The 18537-nt window shown below is 73.1% G+C and carries 16 protein-coding genes; 1 reads left to right on the top strand and 15 read right to left on the bottom strand.

The window, feature by feature from the left end; genetic code table 11:
- The 10 genes from VGL30_RS15805 to mutS all read right to left on the bottom strand — a co-directional run.
- Positions 1-766: MiaB/RimO family radical SAM methylthiotransferase (locus VGL30_RS15805; protein WP_331540972.1), on the bottom strand; the 766-nt coding region annotated here is incomplete at its 3' end.
- A gap of 42 nt (positions 767-808) precedes the next feature.
- Positions 809-1180 carry a Fur family transcriptional regulator gene (locus tag VGL30_RS15800; RefSeq protein WP_331540976.1) on the bottom strand — a complete coding sequence of 124 codons (372 nt, stop codon included), beginning with the start codon at positions 1178-1180 and terminating at the stop codon, positions 809-811.
- 75 nt (positions 1181-1255) lie between these two features.
- Positions 1256-1714 carry a GNAT family N-acetyltransferase gene (locus VGL30_RS15795; protein WP_331540971.1) on the bottom strand — a complete coding sequence of 153 codons (459 nt, stop codon included), beginning with the start codon at positions 1712-1714 and terminating at the stop codon, positions 1256-1258.
- The gene (tsaB, locus tag VGL30_RS15790; protein ID WP_331540975.1) at positions 1711-2343 is read right to left on the bottom strand and encodes a tRNA (adenosine(37)-N6)-threonylcarbamoyltransferase complex dimerization subunit type 1 TsaB; all 633 of its coding nucleotides are present in this window, start codon (positions 2341-2343) and stop codon (positions 1711-1713) included. The genes VGL30_RS15795 and tsaB overlap by 4 nt, the downstream gene beginning before the upstream one ends.
- A 33-nt stretch (positions 2344-2376) precedes the next feature.
- On the bottom strand, positions 2377-2946 hold the full coding sequence (locus tag VGL30_RS15785) for a NifU family protein (RefSeq protein ID WP_331540970.1): 570 nt from the start codon (positions 2944-2946) through the stop codon (positions 2377-2379).
- A 102-nt stretch (positions 2947-3048) separates the two neighbouring features.
- Positions 3049-3522, bottom strand: coding sequence for a universal stress protein (locus VGL30_RS15780; RefSeq protein ID WP_331540969.1), 474 nt, complete (start codon positions 3520-3522; stop codon positions 3049-3051).
- A 45-nt stretch (positions 3523-3567) separates the two neighbouring features.
- Positions 3568-4602, bottom strand: coding sequence for a tryptophan--tRNA ligase (gene trpS / locus VGL30_RS15775; protein ID WP_331540968.1), 1035 nt, complete (start codon positions 4600-4602; stop codon positions 3568-3570).
- A 131-nt stretch (positions 4603-4733) separates the two neighbouring features.
- Positions 4734-6389 carry a murein biosynthesis integral membrane protein MurJ gene (murJ, locus tag VGL30_RS15770; protein WP_331540967.1) on the bottom strand — a complete coding sequence of 552 codons (1656 nt, stop codon included), beginning with the start codon at positions 6387-6389 and terminating at the stop codon, positions 4734-4736.
- A gap of 42 nt (positions 6390-6431) precedes the next feature.
- Entirely contained in the window at positions 6432-9263 is a 2832-nt protein-coding gene (locus tag VGL30_RS15765; protein WP_331540966.1) for a [protein-PII] uridylyltransferase, read from the bottom strand.
- A gap of 152 nt (positions 9264-9415) precedes the next feature.
- On the bottom strand, positions 9416-12115 hold the full coding sequence (gene mutS / locus VGL30_RS15760; RefSeq protein ID WP_331540965.1) for a DNA mismatch repair protein MutS: 2700 nt from the start codon (positions 12113-12115) through the stop codon (positions 9416-9418).
- 106 nt (positions 12116-12221) lie between these two features.
- Here mutS and VGL30_RS15755 point away from each other — a divergent pair, with 106 nt between their 5' ends.
- Positions 12222-12746, top strand: a complete 525-nt coding sequence (locus tag VGL30_RS15755) for a GNAT family N-acetyltransferase (protein ID WP_331540974.1) — start codon at positions 12222-12224, stop codon at positions 12744-12746.
- A gap of 66 nt (positions 12747-12812) precedes the next feature.
- On the opposite strand, the gene VGL30_RS15750 is transcribed toward VGL30_RS15755, so the two are convergent.
- From VGL30_RS15750 to VGL30_RS15730, 5 genes are all read right to left on the bottom strand, one after another.
- Positions 12813-13004 (bottom strand): hypothetical protein, encoded by a 192-nt coding sequence (locus VGL30_RS15750; protein WP_331540964.1) that lies wholly within the window; start codon positions 13002-13004, stop codon positions 12813-12815.
- Between the two features lie 261 nt (positions 13005-13265).
- The gene (locus tag VGL30_RS15745) at positions 13266-13628 is read right to left on the bottom strand and encodes a YdbL family protein (protein WP_331540963.1); all 363 of its coding nucleotides are present in this window, start codon (positions 13626-13628) and stop codon (positions 13266-13268) included.
- Between the two features lie 11 nt (positions 13629-13639).
- Positions 13640-13834 carry a YnbE family lipoprotein gene (locus VGL30_RS15740; protein ID WP_331540962.1) on the bottom strand — a complete coding sequence of 65 codons (195 nt, stop codon included), beginning with the start codon at positions 13832-13834 and terminating at the stop codon, positions 13640-13642.
- Positions 13831-16935, bottom strand: a complete 3105-nt coding sequence (locus tag VGL30_RS15735; protein WP_331540960.1) for an intermembrane phospholipid transport protein YdbH family protein — start codon at positions 16933-16935, stop codon at positions 13831-13833. The genes VGL30_RS15740 and VGL30_RS15735 overlap by 4 nt, the downstream gene beginning before the upstream one ends.
- Before the next feature lie 92 nt (positions 16936-17027).
- A complete protein-coding gene (locus VGL30_RS15730) occupies positions 17028-18527 on the bottom strand; it encodes an NAD(P)/FAD-dependent oxidoreductase (protein WP_331540959.1) in 1500 nt (499 codons plus the stop codon).
- Positions 18528-18537: the final 10 nt, after the last annotated feature.

The raw sequence follows: 18537 nt of genomic DNA, 5'->3' as shown, positions 1-18537 counted from the left end.
TCAGGGCCTCGTCCATGTCGCGCGGGTGGCTGGTTGTATAGCGGATGCGGTCGAGTCCCTCGATGGCGGCCAGGCGCCGGACGAGCGCGGCAAGTCCACCCCCCTCTTTGGCATTTGGCCCCGCATAGGCGTTGACGTTCTGGCCCAGCAGCGTGACCTCGCGCACGCCTTGGGCGGTCAGGTCGCGGGCCTCGGCCTCGATGGCGTCGGGGCTGCGCGACCATTCCGGCCCGCGCGTATAGGGCACCACGCAGAAGGTGCAGAACTTGTCGCAGCCCTCCTGCACGGTGAGGAAGGCGGTGACGCCGCCCGGCCTGCGCGCCGCCGGCAGGGCGTCGAACTTCGCCTCCGGCGAAAAGTCGCAGGCCAGCCGCTCGCCGCGGGCGCGATGGGCGCGGGCGATCAGCTCCGGCAGCTGGTGATAGGCCTGCGGCCCGACCACCAGGTCGACGGCGGGCTGGCGGCGGCGGATCTCGGCCCCCTGCGCCTGGGCCACGCAGCCGGCGACCGCCACGGTCATCGTTGCGCCCTCCGCCTCCCGGGCCTGCTTCATCAGCCGGATCTGGCCAAGCTCGGAAAACACCTTCTCGGTGGCCCTGTCGCGGATATGGCAGGTGTTGAGGATCACCAGGTCGGCGTCCTGTGGGCTGCCGGTCTGCGCATAGCCCAGGGGCGCCAGCACGTCGGCCATGCGCTCGCTGTCATAGACGTTCATCTGACAGCCGTAGGTCTTGATGTAGAGGCGTTTGGCCGGCGGGGCGGACATGACGGCGGTTATGCGGCGCGAGCCGGCCCGGCGCAAGCGGGCCTACTCTTCGATCGGAACGCCATAAAGCTCCATCCGGTGGTCGATCAGCCGGTAGCCCAGCTTGCGGGCGATGGCGTTCTGCAGGGCCTCGATGTCGGCGTCCATGAACTCGATCACCCTGCCGGACTTGGTGTCGATCAGGTGGTCGTGGTGCGACTCGGGCGCCTCCTCATAGCGCGAGCGGCCGTCGCGGAAGTCGAGCCGGGCGATGATCCCGGACTCCTCGAACAGCCGCACCGTCCGGTAGACCGTGGCGATGGAGATGTGCGGATCGACGGCGTGGGAGCGGTGGTGGAGCTCCTCCACGTCCGGGTGGTCGTGCGCCTCCGACAGCACGCGGGCGATCACCCGCCGCTGGTCGGTCATCCGCATGCCTTTTTCGACGCAGAGCTTTTCGATGCGATCGGACACGGACGCTCTCCTGACTCAAGGGCTCCAGGGCGAGACTTAGGGTCTCGCGACCGGAAGGTCGAGGCGCATGGCGACGGCGTCGACCTGACCGGCCGCGCCGCGATCATAATAGGCGTTGCGCACGCCCGCCTTATGAAATCCTGCACGCGCGTAGAGCGCCAGGGCCGGCGCGTTGTCCACGGCGACCTCGAGGAACACCGCCGTGGCGCCGGCCGCCTTCGCCGCCGCGACCGAGGCCGCCACCAGGGCGGCGCCGACGCCGCGGCCGCGGACCGCGGGGTCCACCGCCAGCGTCAGCACCTCGGCGTCCTCCAGCATCGTCCGGCAGAGGATCATGCCCACCGGCCGGGCGGCCTCGAACACCAGGAAGCCGAACACGCCGGGGCCGTCGAACAGGGCGGCGATGTCCTCGGCCGGCCAGGCGGCGTCGAAGCCCAGGGCCTGGACCTGCGACAGCATCTCCGCGTCGGCCGCCGTGGCGCGGGCCAGCCTCATGCGGCCGGCAGGCGCGCGTCGGGCGCCCGCAGGTAGAGCGGCGCGGCGGCGGCGGGCGGGCGCCCGGCGGCCAGGCGCGCCACCCGCACGGGATCGGCGCCCTCGGCCGGAACGAGGCGCGCGCCCGGAACCGCCCCGGCGATCAGCGCCGCACCCGAGCCGACCAGGGTCGTGGGGGCGCCCGCGGCCAGCGCCGCCGCCCGGGCCAGGGCGACGTCCAGCGCCAGCGACTCGGGGCCGGCCAAAGGCGCGCCGTCCCGGAACGGCTGGAAGTAGACCTGGTCCCGGCGCGCATCGAGCACCGCCAGGGTCAGCCCCTGCGGCGCGCCCGCGGCCAGCGCCTCCAGCACGCCCACGCCCGCGAGCGGCCGGTCCAGCGCCGCGGCCAGGCCCTTGGCGAAGGCCAGGCCCACCCGCAGGCCGGTGAAGGAGCCCGGGCCGAGGGTGACGGCGATGCGGTCGAGATCGGCGAACCGCAGGCCGGCGGCGGCCATGACCTCCTGCACCAGCGTCGCCAGGCGCTCCTGGTGGCCGCGCGCCATGGGCTCGCTGGCGGCGGCCAGCACGCGCTCGCCGTCGATCACGGCGGCGCCGCAGGCGTTCAGGCAGGTGTCGAGCCCCAGCACGATCATGCGACGGCGCTACACGATCCCGGGCCGCGCTTAAAGCGTCTGCTCCACCCGGGTCACTTCCGGCACGTAATGCTTGAGCATGTTCTCGACCCCGGCCTTCAGGGTGGCGCTCGACGAGGGGCAGCCCGAGCAGGCGCCCTTCATGTGCAGGTAGACCACGCCGCTGTCCGGCTCGAAGCGGTCGAACAGGATGTCGCCGCCGTCCTGCGCCACCGCCGGGCGGATGCGGGTGTCCAGCAGGTCCTTGATCTCGGCGACGATCTGGGCGGTGTCGCCCTCATAGATCGTGTCGTCGTGGCCGGCGGACGCCTCCGCCGTGTCGAACAGCGGCTTTCCCGAGGTGAAGTGATCCATGATCGCGGCCAGGATCGGGGCCTTCAGCAGCGGCCAGTCCTGGCCCTCGGCCTTGCCGACGGTCAGGAAGTCGGAACCGAAATACACCCGCTCGACGCCGTCGATGGCGAACAGCTCCGCGGCCAGCGGCGAGGCCTGGGCGTCCTCCGCGTCGCGGAAGTCCCGCGAGCCGTCGGGGTACACGTCCCGCCCGGGCAGGAACTTGAGCACGCTGGGATTGGGCGTGAATTCGGTCTGGATGAACATGGACCAGATGTGGCGCCGCAGGAGGCGCGATGCAAGTTGCAGGCCCTTTCCGCCCCCCGTCCTCTGCCGGACAGGGGGCGGAAAAATGGCCGCGTGGGACGTTCACGCCAGGTCGGCGATCTCCTCGTCGGTCAGGTCGCCCGGCACCACCGTCACCGGCACCTTGCGCGCGCCCCAGTTGACGCCGTCCTTGGCGATGGAAGCCACCAGCGGCCCCGGGTCGCGGCCGCCGGCCGCCGCGGCCAGCACCAGGATCTTGATCGCCGGATCGTCGGAGATCACCGAGCGCAGGGCCGCGCGGGTGTTCTCGGCGTGCTCGATGATGAACTCCGGCGCCAGGCCGCTCGCGGCGACGACGAATTCCGCCAGCTTCTGCAGCACGGCCTCCGCCTCGTCGCGGGCCTGGCGCTCGATCTCCTCGCGCACGCCGGACCAGTGCTCGAAGACCGCCGGCTCGATCACCCGCAGCAGCGCCACGTGCCCGCCGGTGGAGCGTGCGCGGCGGCAGGCGAAGCGCAGCGCGGCCTCGAACTCCGGGCTGTCGTCGGCGATGACGAGGAACTTGCGCTGGCTCATCGCCCGAGCCTGAGCCGGGTCCCGGGCCAGCGCAAGTGTGCGGCCTCAGGCGCCGACGAAGCCCACGCGCCGCTTGGTCTCGGCCACCGTCACCGCCGCGATCGCCCGGGCCCGCTGGGCGCCGGCCGTCAGGATGCGGTCGATCTCGGCGGGATCGGCCATGTAGCGGCGCATGCGCTCCGTCACGGGACCCAGCGTCTCCACCGCCAGCTCGGCGAGCTTCGGCTTGAACGCCCCGAAGCCCTGGCCGGCGAACTCGGCCAGCACCTCGGCGGAGGACCGGCCGCCCAGGGCCGCATAGATCCCCACCAGGTTCGCCGCCTCCGGCCGGGCCTTCAGCGCCTCCGGGTCGTCGGGCAGCGGCTCGGGGTCGGTGCGCGCCTTGCGGATCTTCTGGGAAATGGCGTCGGCGTCGTCCAGCAGGTTGATCCGCGACAGGTCCGAGGGGTCCGACTTGGACATCTTGGCCTGGCCGTCGCGCAGCGACATCACCCGCGCGCCCGGCCCCTCGGTGAGCGCGTCGGGCAGCGGGAAGAAACCCGGGGCCCCGAAGTCGTGGTTGAACTTCGCGGCGATGTCGCGGGTCAGCTCCAGGTGCTGGCGCTGGTCCTCGCCCACCGGCACGTGGGTGGCCTTGTAGACCAGGATGTCGGCGGCCTGCAGCACCGGATAGGTGTAGAGGCCGACGCTGGCCCGCTCCTTGTGCTTGCCGGACTTCTCCTTGAACTGGGTCATCCGGTCGAGCCAGCCCAGGCGGGCCACGCAGTTGAAGATCCAGCCGAGCTCGGCGTGCTCGGGCACCATCGACTGCGGGAAGATGGTCGCCGTCTCCGGGTCCAGGCCCGAGGCCAGGTAGGCCGCGGCGATCTCGCGGGTCTGGCCGGCCAGCTTCGCCGGGTCCTGCCAGGCGGTGATGGCGTGCAGGTCGGCCACGAAGATGAAGGTGTCCATCTCGTGCTGCAGGCGGGTGAACTTCACCAGGGCCCCCAGGTAGTTGCCCAGGTGCAGGGCCCCGGAGGGCTGCACGCCGGAGAGCACGCGTCGCGGGCCCGAATAGGGGTGCGGGGAATCGTCAGTCATGGGGGCAGGCTTCTCGAAAAGGAGGGATGGCCGCGCGCAGGCGCGCGGATCGGCGCGGGATCAGGCGCGTCGCCATCGGGGGTCGAGGGGTCCTTGCAGAGCCATGGCGGCGCAATAGCCGCTCACCGGTCCTACGGCAAGTCGGCCGACGGCGCGGCGGCCTGGCCCCTGCCCCGCCGGAAGGCCGCGCGCACCTCCGAGGGCGTCACCCCGCCGAACGCGAACAGCAGCACCGGATAGAGCGCGCCCCCCGCCGCGGCCAGCAGCAGCACGCCGATCTCCTTGGCGTGCAGGCCGCCGAAGGACAAATGAGCCAGCGGCGCCTCGAGATGGGCGCGGAAGTGCGCCGCCACGGCCAGCAGCACGCCCATGACGACGCTGGCCGCCGCCACCCGGGTCATCTTGAACCAGGCCCGCGCCGAGGGGCGGTAGGCGTCCTGGCGGGCCAGCTTCACGGCCATCTGCGCGACGGTGATCCAGGTGGCCAGGCTGGTGGCGATGGCGATGCCCTGGAAACCCACGGTGTAGAACAGGCTGACCCCGAAGACGATGTTCAGCCCCACCGAGATCAGCGAGAACCGCATCGGGGTCCTGGTGTCCTGCCGGGCGAAGAACGCCGGCTGCAGGATCTTCACCAGCACGAAGGCCGGCAGGCCCCAGCCGTAGTGGAACAGGATCAGGGCGCTGGCCGCCGCGTCGTGGTGGGTGAAGGCCCCGCGGGCGAACAGGCCGTCCACCAGGTAGACCGGCATGGCCGTCAACGCCGCGGCCGCCGGCAGGCTGAGCGCCAGGGAGAACACCAGCCCCTGGTCCATGGCGGCCTGGGCGTCGGCGTGGTCGCCGCGCTGGAAGGCCTGGGAAAGCCTGGGCAGCAGCGCCACGCCGATGGCGGTCCCCACCAGGCTGAGCGGCAGCTGGTAGAACCGCTCGGCCACGTTCAGCCAGGCCCGCATGCCGGCCACCTGCGAGGCCAGGATCGCCGAGATGAACAGGTTGATCTGCACGGCGCTGTTGGCGAAGGCCGCCGGCACCGCCAGCCGGATCAGCGCCTTGATCTCCGGCGTCAGCCTGGGCCTCACCAACCGGATCCGCGTCCCGCTCCTGGACGCGCCCCACCAGCAGAGCGCCGCCTGCAGGACGCCGGCGACGATCACCCCGAACGAGGCCGCATAGGCCGCCCGCACCGGCTCGCGCTGCGGCAGCACCACCAGCAGCATCACCGCGTTCAGCAGGGTGGGATAGAGTCCGTAGACGATGAACCGCCCCCGGGCGGTGAGGATCCCGGAGAACAGGGCCGCGATCACCATGCACGGCAGGTAGGGCATGGTGATCTGGGTGAGCACGATGGCCAGCTTGAACTTGGCCGGATCGGACACGTAGCCGGGCGAATAGACGTACATCAGCCACGGCATGGCCAGCTGGATGACCAGGGTGAGCGCGATGGTGGCGACGGCGACCGTGGCCAGGGCGTCCTGGGCGAAGCGGTCGGCCGCGGCGGAGCCCTCCCCTTCCAGCTTGCGCGAATAGCTGGGCACGAAGGCCGCGGCGAAGGCGCCCTCGGCGAAGATCCGCCGGAACAGGTTCGGGAAGGTCAGCGCCGTGTAATAGGCGTCGGCCGCGATGGTCTGGCTGGCCCCCAGCTTGGCGGTGATCACCAGGTCCCGCGCCAGGCCCATGAACCGACTGACCAGCGTCAGGGCCGAATAGATCATCGACGAACGGATCAGGCCGACCTTGCGCGGCGCCGTGGCCGGCAGGTCGGTGGCGGGCGGCTGCGTTTCGGTCACGTCGGCGAGGTCGGGGGAAGGGGAGGGATTCGGGCGGGCAGCCTAGCGCGCCACGCTGGCCCGCGCGCGCTGCAAATTGGCGCGCGGCGGCGGCGCGGCGCCCGCGTCGTCCAGCGTCCCCAGCAGCGCGGTCTTCAGCGCCCCCATGCGGCGCGTGTCGGTGAGCTTCCCGCCGCCGGGACCCACCACATAGAAGGCGTCCACCGCCCGCTCGCCGTAGCCGTCGATGTGCGCCGAGAGGATCGAGAGGTCCGCGTCGGCGATCTTGCGCGCCAGGCCCTCCAGCAGCCCGGGCCGGTCGCGGCCGGAAGCCTCGACCACGGTGCAGGTCTCGGAGGCCTCGTTGTCCAGCGTGACCGTGGGCGTGATGGCGAAGGCGGCCGCGCGGCCCAGGTCCACGATCCGGCGGGCCTCGCTGCGGGGCGCCTCGCCCCGGCCCGCGGCGGCCAGGGCCTCGGCCAGCTTCGGCAGGTTGCCGGCGTTGTCCCAGCCGTAGGGCTGGCCGTTGATGTCCTGCACATAGAAGACGTCCAGCGCCTGGCCCCGGCGGGAGGTGAACACCCGGGCTCCGACGATGTTGGCGCCCGCCGCGCGGATCGCCCCGGCCAGGTCGGCGAACAGCCGTGGCCGGTCGCGGACCGCCACCATCACCTCGGCGGCGTTGGCGTCGGGGCGGATGCGGGCCCCGGCGGCGGCCCCGCCGCTCCTGGCCGCCCGGCGGGCCAGGGCGGCGTGCTCGATCATCTCCCGGTCGTCGAAGGAGGTGAAATAGGCGTCCTCCATCTCCCGGGTCCAGTCGCTGACGCCGGGATCGGCGGCGATCAGCCGGGCGCGGGCCTCGGCGGCGGCGCTCTCCTGGTGGCGGCGCACGGTGGCCACCCCGTCGGAACCGCGGCCGCCGCGGAACACCGCGTCGGTGGCGGCGTAGAGCTCGCGCAACAGCTGGCCCTTCCAGCCGTTCCACACGCCCGGGCCCACGGCGCGGATGTCGGCCACGGTCAGCACCAGCAGCAGGCGCAGCCGTTGCGGCGCCTGCACGATGCGGGCGAAATCGGCGACGGTGCGCGGGTCGCCCACGTCGCGCTTCTGGGCGTAGTCGCTCATCACCAGGTGATGCTCGACCAGCCAGGCCACCAGCTCGATCTTGGCCCGGTCGACCCCCATCCGCTCGCAGGCCGAGCGGGCGGCCCGCGCCCCGGCCTTCTCCTGCCCGCCGGCTCCGCCCTTGCCGGTGTCGTGCAGCAGCATGGCCAGGAACAGGGCCTCGCGGTCCTCGATGCGCGGCATGATCGCGGCGGCCAGCGGATGATCCTCGGTGAGCCGCCCCTGCGCGATCTGGGCGATCACGCCGACGGCCCGCAGCGTGTGCTCGTCCACCGTGTAGGAGTGGTACATGTTGAACTGCATCTGGGCGACGATGCGTGCGAACTCGGGGATATAGCGGCCCAGGACGCCGGCCTCGTTCATCAGGCCCAGGGTTCGCTGCGGGTCGCGCCCGCGGGCCAGGATGTCGAGGAACACCTTCGCCGCCAGGGGATCGCGCCGCACCTTCGAGGTGAACAGCGCCAGGCTGCGGGTCGCCGCGGTGAAGGCGTCCGGGTGCAGGTCGAGGTTGCGCTGGTCGGCGATCTTGAACAGGCGCAGCAGGTTGACCGGATCCTGGTCGAAAATCCCCGGCTCGATGGTCAGCCGTCCGCCCTCCTCCAGGAAGCCCGGCTCGTCGAGCGGCTTGCGCTTGGGCCCCGAGCGGCCGGGCAGGATGCGCGACAGCCCCTTGGGCGTGGTCTTGACCCGGTCGGCCTCCAGCTTGGCGGCGAACACCCGGGTGAGCGCGCCCACCTCCTTGGCGATCAGGAAATAGCGGCGCATGAACCGCTCCACCGCCGGCGCGTCGCCGCGGTCGCCGTAGCCCATCCGCCGGGCGATCTCCGGCTGCAGGTCGAAGCTCAGGCGCTCCTCCGGCCGGCCGGTGGCGAAGTGCAGGTGGCTGCGCACCGCCCACAGGAAGTCGAAGGCCCGGATGAAGGCCCGGATCTCGCGCCCGTTGAACATCTCGAGCGTGGGCACGACCGGCGCCGCCCCGTCGTTCCCGGTCAGCGGATGTAGGTACTGGGCGAGCCAGAACAGGGTGTTCAGGTCGCGCAGGCCGCCCTTGCCCTCCTTGACGTTGGGCTCGACCATGTAGCGGCTGGCGCCGGCCCGGGCGTGGCGCTCGTCGCGCTCGCGCAGCTTGGCGGTCACGAAGGCGGCCCCCGTCCCCTTGACCACTTCCGCGGCGAACCGCCGCTTCAGCTCCGCGGCCAGCCGCTCGTCGCCGGTCAGGCGCCGCGCCTCCAGCAGGGTGGTGCGGATGGTGAAGTCCTCGCGGCTGAGCCGGATGCATTCCTCGATGGTCCGCGAGGCGTGGCCCACCTTGAAGCCCAGGTCCCACAGCGCATAGAGCATGTACTCGATCACGCTCTCCACGTGGGCGGTCTGCTTGTAGGGCCGCAGGAACAGCAGATCGATGTCGGAGAAGGGCGCCAGCGTGCCCCGGCCGTAGCCGCCCACCGCCATCAGGCCCAGCCGCTCGCCCTCGGTGGGGTTGCGGGCGCGGAAGACGTGCACGGTGGTGAAGTCCCACAGCGCGCAGATCACCTCGTCGGAGACGCCGGACAGCAGGCGCGCGGTCTCGATGCCGCCGGCGCCGTTCTCCAGCCGCTCCTTGGCGATCATCCGTCCACGGAACAGGGCGGCCTTCAGGATCTCGATCGCGCGGCGGCGCTGCTCGGCCTCGTCGCCGATGGCCTCGAGGGCTGCGGCCGATAGCTGGGCGCGCAGCTTCACGCCGTCGACGACGTATTCCAGGCGGGTTGGGCGGAGGCGGGGCGGCATGGCGCTACGCATATAGGGCAATTGCTTAGAAATCGTCAGGCGTCGAAGCGGCGCATTACCGGCGTCCCGCAGAGGGCGGGAGTCCGGGACGGTTCGCGCCCGCACATCCCCGCGTAGCTGTGCGCTGAAAGCCTCTCCCCCTGGCGAGGACGTCAGCCCGTCAGCCCCTTCAGGCGGTAGAGCGCGTCCATCGCCTCGCGCGGGCTCATGCCGTCCGGGTCGAGGGCGCGGAGCGCCTCCTCCACGATGCTGGGCGCATGGCGTTCCGCCGGCGGCGCGGCGGCGGCGAACAGCGGCAGGTCCTCCAGGTGCGCCGGCGCGCCGGCCTCGCGCTCCAGCCGGTCCAGCACCTCGCGGGCGCGGGCCACCACCCGCGGCGGCACCCCGGCCAGCTTGGCCACCTGCACCCCGTAGGAGCGGTCGGCGGGCCCGGGCCCCGCCTCGTGCAGGAAGATCAGGTCGCCGTTCCACTCCTTGGCCTTCAGCGACAGGTTGGCCACATGCGCCAGCCGGCCCTCCAGCACCGCCAGCTCGTGGTAGTGGGTGGCGAACAGGCCGCGGCAGCGGTTGGTCTCGTGCAGCGCCTCGGCGCAGGCCCAGGCGATGGCCAGGCCGTCGTAGGTGGCGGTGCCCCGCCCGATCTCGTCGAGGATCACCAGCGAGCGCGGCGTCGCCTGGCTGAGGATGGCGGCGGTCTCCACCATCTCGGCCATGAAGGTCGACCGCCCGCGGGCCAGGTCGTCGCCGGCGCCCACCCGGCTGAACAGCCGATCGACCACGCCCAGCCGGAAGCGCCGGGCCGGCACGAAGCCGCCGGCCTGGGCCAGCACCGCCAGCAGCGCGTTCTGCCGCAGGAAGGTGGACTTGCCAGCCATGTTGGGCCCGGTGACGATGGCCAGCCGGGGGCCGCCCGCGCCGGCCCCGTCCAGCCGGCAGTCGTTAGGGGTGAAGGCGTCGCCGGCGCGCCTGACCGCCGCCTCCACCACCGGATGGCGCGCGCCCTCGGCCTCGAAGGCCACGGAGCGGTCGACCACCGGGCGCACGGCGCCCACGTCGTCGGCCCATTCGGCCAGGCCCGCGGCCACGTCCAGCCGGGCGGCGGCCTCGGCGGCGGCCTGGATGGGGGCGGCGACCGTGCAGGCCGCCGCGCGCCAGGCCTCGAAGGTCTCCAGCTCGATGGCCAGCGCCCGCTCGCCGGCCTGGGCGATGCGCGCGTCGAGCTCGGCCAGCTCCACGGTGGTGAAGCGCACCTGGCTGGCCATGGTCTGGCGGTGGATGAAGGTCGCCGACAAGGGCGGCTTCAGCAGCGGCTCGGCGGCCCTGGCGGTGGCCTCGACGAAATAGCCCAGCACGGCGTTGTGGCGGATCTTCAGCGCCACGCCGCTGGCCGCGGCGAGCTCGGCCTCCAGGCCGGCGATCACCCGGCGGCTGTCGTCGCGCAGAGCGCGGGCCTGGTCGAGCTCCGGCCGCACGCCGGGCGCCACGAACCCGCCGTCGCGCGCCTGGGCGGGCAGCTCCTGGCCCAGCCCCGCGTCCAGCAGCCGGCGGAAGGCGGCGATCTCGGCGTCCGCCTTGGGGGTCAGCGCCGCCAGCGCCTCGGCGATCTCCTCCGGCGGCGCGATCAGCGGCTCGGCCGCGGCGGCGAACAAGCCGGCCGCCGCCTCCCCCGCCGCCAGGCCGCCCTGCAGGCAGGCCAGGTCCCGCGGTCCCCCGCGTCCCAGGGCCAGCCGGGACAGCGCGCGGGCCATGTCGCCCACGCCCCGCAGGGCGTCGCGGGTCCTTTGCCGCAGCGGCCGGCGCTCGCAGAACCAGGCCACCGCGTCCAGCCGCCGGTCGATGGCGGGAGGATCGAGCAGCGGCCGCGCCAGCCGCGCCGCCAGCAGGCGCGCGCCCGGCGCGGTGACGGTGCGGTCGATGGCCGCCAGCAGCGAGCCTTCCCGGCCGCCGGACTGGGCCCGCTCGATCTCCAGGCTGGCCCGGGTGGCCGGGTCGATGGCCATCACGTCGGCCTCGCCCAGCCGGCGCGGGGCGGAGAGCGCCGGCGCCCGGCCCGCCTGGGTGGTCTCCAGGTGCGCGGCGATCAGGCCCAGCGCCGCCACCTCGGCCCCCGACAGCGCCCCGAAGCCGTCCAGCGTCTCGACGCCGTAGAGCCGCTTCAGCCGGCCTTCCGAGGCGGCCGGCTCGGCCAGCGCCTGGGGCATGGGCTGCACGAAGCCGCCGCCGGCCTTCAGCGCGGCGCTCACCACCTCGTCGGCGAACAGCCGGTCGGGAACCAGGATCTCCGAGGGGCCGATCGCCGCCAGCGCCGAGGCCAGGCCCTCGCGCGAGGTGGTCAGGCACTCCACCTCGCCGGTGGACAGCTCGACGCTGGCCACCGCCGCCTGCCCCCCGCGCACCGCCACCGCGGCCAGGCGGTTGGCGCCGCGGGCCTCCAGCAGGCCGTCCTCGGTGAGGGTGCCGGGCGTCACCACCCGCACCAGGTCGCGGCGCACGATGGACTTGCCGCCGCGCTTGCGCGCCTCGGACGGGTCCTCGACCTGCTCGCAGACCGCCACCTTGAAGCCGGCGCGGATCAGCTTGGCCAGGTAGGCCTCGGCCGCATGGGCCGGGACGCCGCACATGGGGATCGGCTGGCCGGCGTGGGCGCCGCGGGCGGTCAGCGTGATGCCCAGGGCCGCGGCGGCCTTCTCGGCGTCCTCGAAGAACAGCTCGTAGAAGTCGCCCATGCGGAAGAACACCAGCGCGTCGGGCTGGCGGGCCTTGGCCTCGAAGAACTGCGCCATCACCGGCGTCGCGCCCGCGGCGGCCGGCGTGGCGGCGTCGGTCGGGTCGGGTTTCGCGGGCGCGTTCATGCGGGGGGAAGCTAGCGGGCGGGCGGGCCCGCGTCAGCCCTTGAAGCGGAGCCTGCGGCTCCTAAGGTTGGATATGAACCTTCGGGAGCGACCCCCTTTGCGTTTCGTGATCTTTCCCGCCGGCCCGGCCGACGCCGACGACCTGGCCAGGGTGCATGTGGCCTCCTGGCGCGAGACCTACCGCGGCCTGCTGCCGGAGGCCTATCTGGCGCGGATGTCGGTCGAGGCCCACGCCCGGCGCTGGCGCTGGGCCCTGACCCACCCCGGCGAGGAGGAGGTCACCCTGGCGGCGGCGGACCGCGGCGGCCTGGTGGGCTACGCCTCCGGCGGCCCTTCCCGCACGGGACGCCCCGGCGAGGGGGAGATCCACACCCTCTACGTGCTGCGCGGCGTCCAGGGCCACGGGCTCGGCCGCAGGCTGGCGCGGGACGCGGCCCGGGCGCTGGCCGCGACAGGCGCGCGGGCCCTGCGGATCTCGGTGCTGCGCGACAACGCCAACGCCCGGCGTTTCTACGAGCACCTGGGCGGCATGCCCGAGCCGCCCCGGCAGGAGCCGGGTCCGGCGGGCGTGATGTTCGAGGTGGCGTACCTGTGGCCGGACATCGGCGTCCTGACCGAGGGCGGGTCCTGATGTTTCGGGGAGAAGGAAGAACGACGCCGCATCCCCAGGCGCGCAAGCTGGCGCCGGCTGCGGATACTACCCCTTGCGCGGCCAGGTGAGGTCGCGCGACCGTGTCGCCGCATGCAGGCGGCTGTAGCCTGGCGGGCCCTGTCGGCGCATCAGGAGGTCCAGGATCTGGCGGCCGTCGAGGTGGGGGGCGGGCGGCTCACCGTAAAGCTCGATCCACAGCGACCGGGCTTCCTCCTTTATATGTTCGGCTTTCGACACGACGCGCACCTCTGCCAGCGCCAACCCTGGCGCCGGCCTATGGTTCCGAAACTCCCGTTAAATTAACCCTAAGCGCGGCTGTGAAATCGCCGCGCAGCGGCCGGCCCCTCGCTTTTCGGCCGCCCAAACGCATTGCCCCGGCCTCTGTTTAAGAGGCCGGGGCGCCGGGCGGCTCGCAAGTCGGGGGGGCGTTTGAGCCGCCTTGCGTGAAGAACTCGCAACCCCTGGTCCGGTTCCCGCAATAGGCGAACGGCCCGGCGATTATTTCCGCGTCCAGGGGCCGCCGGGGGTCCGGTAATATTCGCCGGGCTTGATGCGGGCCCTGATCACGTTCTCGAAGGCCGAGGCGCCGGCCGCCTCGGGCGTGACGCCGTTGCGGGCGGCGGCCTCGCGGTAGACCTGGGCGCGCCCGGCGTTGATCTCGTCCACCGCCGCCTTCAGGCCCGGGTCGGAGGGCGGCTTCACCAAGCCCAGGATGCCGTCGGTCTGCTCGCCGGCCAGGCCCGCGGCCTTGGCGGCGTCCACCACGGCCTTGGCCTGGGCGGCGTCGGCCAGGGCGGAGCCTGCGGCCAGGGTCGCGACCGCCGCGACGGCGCCCAGGGCGATGAATTTGCGCCGATGCATGACGGGGCTCCTCAGAACAGGTTCGGGTGCTGCTGGATGAGGGCCTTGACGTCCTCGTCCAGCCTGACGCGGACGTCGGCGTCCAGCTTGGCGTAGATGGTGATCGGCTTCACGTCGACGTGGATGGTCGGGGCGCAGGCGGCCAGCGCCAGGGCTGCGCCGCCCAGGCCGAGCGCCGCGGCCGCCTGGTTTTCCTTGTCCGTCATGGGGTCTTCTCCGCCGATGTCGGGACCGATGTCGGCCCGTTCGCCTGAACCGGGGCTGAACTGTGCAGCTTCTGGTAGCCGGCGAAGTCGCCGAGAAGTTGGTCCAGGTTCAGGCTGGTGTCCAACGTCAAGTCGACCTTGGTGCCGGAGGGCAGCGGCTGCGGCTTGTCGAGGAAGCTGCGGTTGATGAGGTCGCTCAGCCCCACCCTCAGCACCTGGCGCCTGGGCGGATCGCTCTTGCCCTTGATGTGGAACAGCACCCCCAGCCGCCCCTGCGGCAGGCTGTCGATCTCGGCCGACAGGCTGTCGAAGGCCAGGTTCTCCATGGCCTGGTAGGCGAAGTCGCTGAAGGCGTTGGGCGGGGCGGCCGGCGCCTGGGGCGCGCTCGGGGCGGCGGGGACGGGCTCGCCCCCGGTGGCGACCACGCCGGTGAGCGCCTCGCGCCGGATCGACAGCCGTCCGGGCGCGACCGCCGCCAGCTGGCCGCCGGAGATGCGCAGGCCCTCCGGCGTCACCCGGAACGGGACGTGGCCGGAGAGCCTGGCGTCCAGCTGCACCCGCTCGCCGAAGGGCGAGGCCTTGACCATGTCCGACACTTGCACGTCCTGCAGGTCCAGCGCGCCGCTCCAGGCCGCGCCGGGGGAGAAGGGCAGGCTGAACGGGGCCAGCCGCACCCGGCCGCCGCCGACCTGCGCCTCGCCGCCCTCGATCTTCAGGACCTCGGAGGCCAGGCCGAAGCTGAGCTCGGCGCCGGTGACGGGGGCGAAGGCGGCGATCTTCTCCGCCCGCAACCGCTGGCCGGGCGCGGCCTCCAGCGGCGCCAGGCTGGAGAAGGCGATCTCGCCCCGCAGGCCGCTGACCTGGCCCAAGGGGCTCACGAAGTCCAGCGAGGGCACGGTGAGCACCCCGTGGCCGGCCGCGCCCTCGTGCGACCAGGCGACATTGCCGGAGAAGCCGGCGTGGCCGCGGGCCGGCGAGCCCACGGCGGCCGCCAGCGGCGACAGCGCCGCCGGTTGCAGCCCACCCTCCTCGAAGGCCAGCGCGCCTGAGTCGAAGTCGAGCTCGCCCACGCCGCTGCGCACGTCGTGGCTGAGCTGCGCCTCGCCCAGCTTGCGGCCGGCGGGGTCGGTCCCCATCAGGGCCGCCTGCCAGATGCCCTCGCGCAGGATGGCCGGACCGCTGAGGCGCACCGGATAGAACCGCAGAGGCGCCGCCAGGTCATCGAGCCGCGCCCGCTCCAGGATGACCTGCGCGCCGAGCGCCCCGCGGGTCTGGCCGAAGGTCGCCATCCCGCGGCCCTCGGCCAGGCCGGCCTGCAGGAAGGGGATGCTGGCGGAGGCCTTGCCGATCCGGCCGCGGATGCGCCAGGAGGCCCCGGCGTAGCGGAACAGCGGCTCGGCCGTCGGGCAGAGCTCGGCCCGGGGCGCGATGACGTCGTTGTCGCCGAACTCCAGCCGCCCGGCGGCCAGCTGGACGCAGCCGCGACTGGCGAACTCCACCTTGCCGCCGGCGATGCGCAGGATCCCGGCCCCCTTGGCGACGCCGTCGCGCACCGGATCGAAGTTGCTGCGCACCGTCAGCTGCATCGGGGCCGTCAGGCCGCCGGGGAAGAACCTCAGGTCGCTGACGGAGGCGACGGCCGCCGGCAGCCCGCCGCCCCGCACCGCCAGTCCGAAGGCGCCGGCGCCGTTCTGGAAGGCCGGGCGTCCCGGCGCGCCCGCCAGCACCGCCTCGCCGCCGGACGCCGCGCGCAGGCGGATCGGGGCGGGCAGGGAGACGGCGAGCCGGTCGCCGTCCAGGTCGAGCTTGACGCCCGGTGCGGCGGCGGTGAACCCCGCCAGAGCGCGCTTGATCGCGGCCATTTCCGCCGGGTCGGCCCGCGCCGGCGCGCCCGCGCCGGTGATCTTGCCCCGGGCCGAGACGCCGCCGGCGGCGGACAGGCGGCGGACGCCGGCGCCGAAGCCGCCGGCGCCTTGGAAGCCCGCCTTGACGGCGGCGAGCCTGAGCGCGCCCCCGGCCAGGGTGGCGGCCGAGGCGTCGAGGCGCCCGTCGGCGGTGAGCCGCCGGCCGGCGCGGCTCCAGGCGACGGTGCGGGCGGCGAGGTTCGCCTGGGCGTCGCGGGCCTGCAGCCCGTCGGCGTCCACGGCGCCGGCGCGCGCCTCGGCGGCGCCGGAGCCGGCCAGGCTGAGGGTGTCGATCCAGCCGGCGACCCGGCCGTCGAACGCGCCGGTGAGGCGGGCGGCGCTCGCCCGCGCCGCGCCGGACTGCAAGCTGTCGGCGGCGGCGGCGAGGCGCAGGCTCAGCACCCCGTCGCCGCGGCGGCGCTTCAGGTCGGGATAGGGCCCCTGGCCGGTGAGCTGCACCCGGGCGCCCTCGAGCACGGCCAGGGGCGAGGCCAGGCGCGTGGCCGTGGCGTCGAGGCGGATGTCCACCCGGTCGCCGCGGGTGGTCAGGCTGAGGCTGGAGGCGCCGACGTCGGCGACCGTCGAGCCCAGGGCCAGGCGCGCCGGCGCCAGGCGGGCCTCGAGCCGCAGCAGCTTGCCGTCGTTCAGCAAGGCGTCGGCGTTCAGGTCGGCGCGGCCGTAGTCGGTGGCGAGCAGCAGCCGGCCGCCTTCGACCACCACCTGCGGCTGGCGCACGTCCGGCCGCGGGGGCCGCTTGCGCAGTTCGGCGATCACCGGGTCGAGGGCCCCGAAGCTCAGGGTCCCGTCATGCAGCCGGGCGTTCACCACTGGCCTGACGAGCCGCACGGAGCGGATCTGCAGGCCCAGGGGGTCGCCGCTCCAGAAGCCGGTCAGGCCGTAGGCGATCTCGCTGGTCTCCACCGAGAAGTCGGGATGGTCCGGCGGTCCCACCACGATGCGGCCGGTGACGCCGCCCAGGCCCAGGGCGCCGATGTCGGCCTGGGCCGGCACGCCGCGCGCGCGCAGCCAGCCCAGCAGCGCCTCGCGCGCGATCAGGTTGCGCGCGGCGTAGAGGCCGAGGAGGAGAACGAGCGCCGCCGCGCCGCAGCCCACCGCCAGCGACGCCGGCCGCCAGGCGCGCCGCCGCGGGGCGGGGACAGCTTGCGGATCAGGTGGAGGGGGTTCGGTATGGGTCACGGGCCGCTTCGCCGCGACCGTAAGTCATCCGCTTCGCGGGCAAAAGGGGCGCAATGCCCTTCTCCCGCAGGGGGAGAAGCGGAGGATACCCCCTACGCCGCGACCTTCCGCGGCACGAGCCGCTCGCTCTTCAGCGCTTCCTGCGCCCCGGAGACCCCGGCCTCGCCGTATTCGGCGTCCTCGTTGACCTGCCAGACGTCATAGAGCCGTTCGCCCGCGACGATGTTCTCCACCGTCAGCATGGCGGTCATCATGGCGTGGTCCTGGTTGTTGTACTTGTGCATCCCGTTGCGCCCCACCAGGTGCAGGGTCGGGAAGGTCCGCTCCAGGTCCAGGCGCACGGCCTCGACGTTGGCCTGGTAGGCGTCGTCGTAGATCGGATAGGCCTTGGCCTGGCGCACGACGCAGGCGTCGACCACGTCCTCGGGCTCGATCAGGCCGATGTGGGCGATCTCGCGCTTGGCGAGCTCGATCAGTTCCTCGTCCTCGGCGGCCCAGGTCCCGTCGCCCTCGAAGCAGAAGTATTCCAGGCCGAGGCAGGCGAGGTCCTGCGACGGCGCCATCTCCGGCGACCAGGAGAGGAAGTTCTGGATGCGCCCCACCTTCACGGCCGGGTCGTGGATGTAGATCCAGTTGTCCGGGAAGGCCTGCGAGTTCCTGGCGATCAGGGCGACGGTGAGGAAGTCGCGGTAGCGCAGCTCGCGGGCGTGCAGGCGGCTGATGGGCGTGGGCGACAGCGCGCCGGCCAGCTCGGCGATCGGCGCCGAGGAGATCACGTGGCGGGCGGTGACCACATGGGTCGCGCCCGCGGAGTCGGTGGCGGTGACGGTCCAGAGCTTGCGGGCCTCGTCCCAGGCCGCGGTCCGCATTTCGCGGTCCATCTGGATCACGCCGCCGGCGGCGCGGATCTTCGCAGCCGCGGCGTCCCACATCATGCCGGGCCCCTTGCGCGGGTACTGGAAGGTCTCGATCAGCGTCTTGACGCCGCCGGGCCCGCCCTTGGGCTTGATCCCCAGCGAGTTGGCGACGCCGTTCAGCACCGCGGTCATCAGGTCCAGGCCCTTGATCCGCTGGGCGGCCCAGTCGGCGGAGATCTCGTCGCAGGACATGCCCCACACCTTCTCGGTGTAGGTCTTGAAGAAGATCGAGAACAGCCGCTCGCCGAACTGGTTGCGCGTCCACTGGTGGAAGGTCTTCGGCGCCTTCACCGGGAAGGCCTTGGCGGCCGCGTAGGACAGCATGCAGGCCGCCGATTGGAACAGGCCCAGCTTGAACAGCGCCTCGAAGGCCTTCAGCGGATAGGCGAAGAACTTGCCGTTGTAATAGATGCGCGACAGGCGCGGCCGCTCGATGAAGTCGTCGGGCAGGATCTCCTTCCAGAGGTCGACGACCTCCTTGGCCTTGGAGAAGAAGCGGTGGCCGCCGATGTCGAACAGGAAGTCCTTGTAGTTCACCGTGCGGCTGATGCCGCCGACGTAGACCGGGTCCTTCTCCAGCACGGTGACCTCGCGGCCGCGCTTGGAGAGCAGGTAGCCCGCGGTCAGGCCGGCCGGCCCCGCGCCGATGATCAGGACGTCGGTGTCAGTCTGCACGGGATGGCTC

It is taken from the genome of Phenylobacterium sp. (genome assembly GCF_036502675.1).
GTDB lineage: Bacteria > Pseudomonadota > Alphaproteobacteria > Caulobacterales > Caulobacteraceae > Phenylobacterium.
This window is presented reverse-complemented; position numbering and strand designations above follow the sequence as displayed.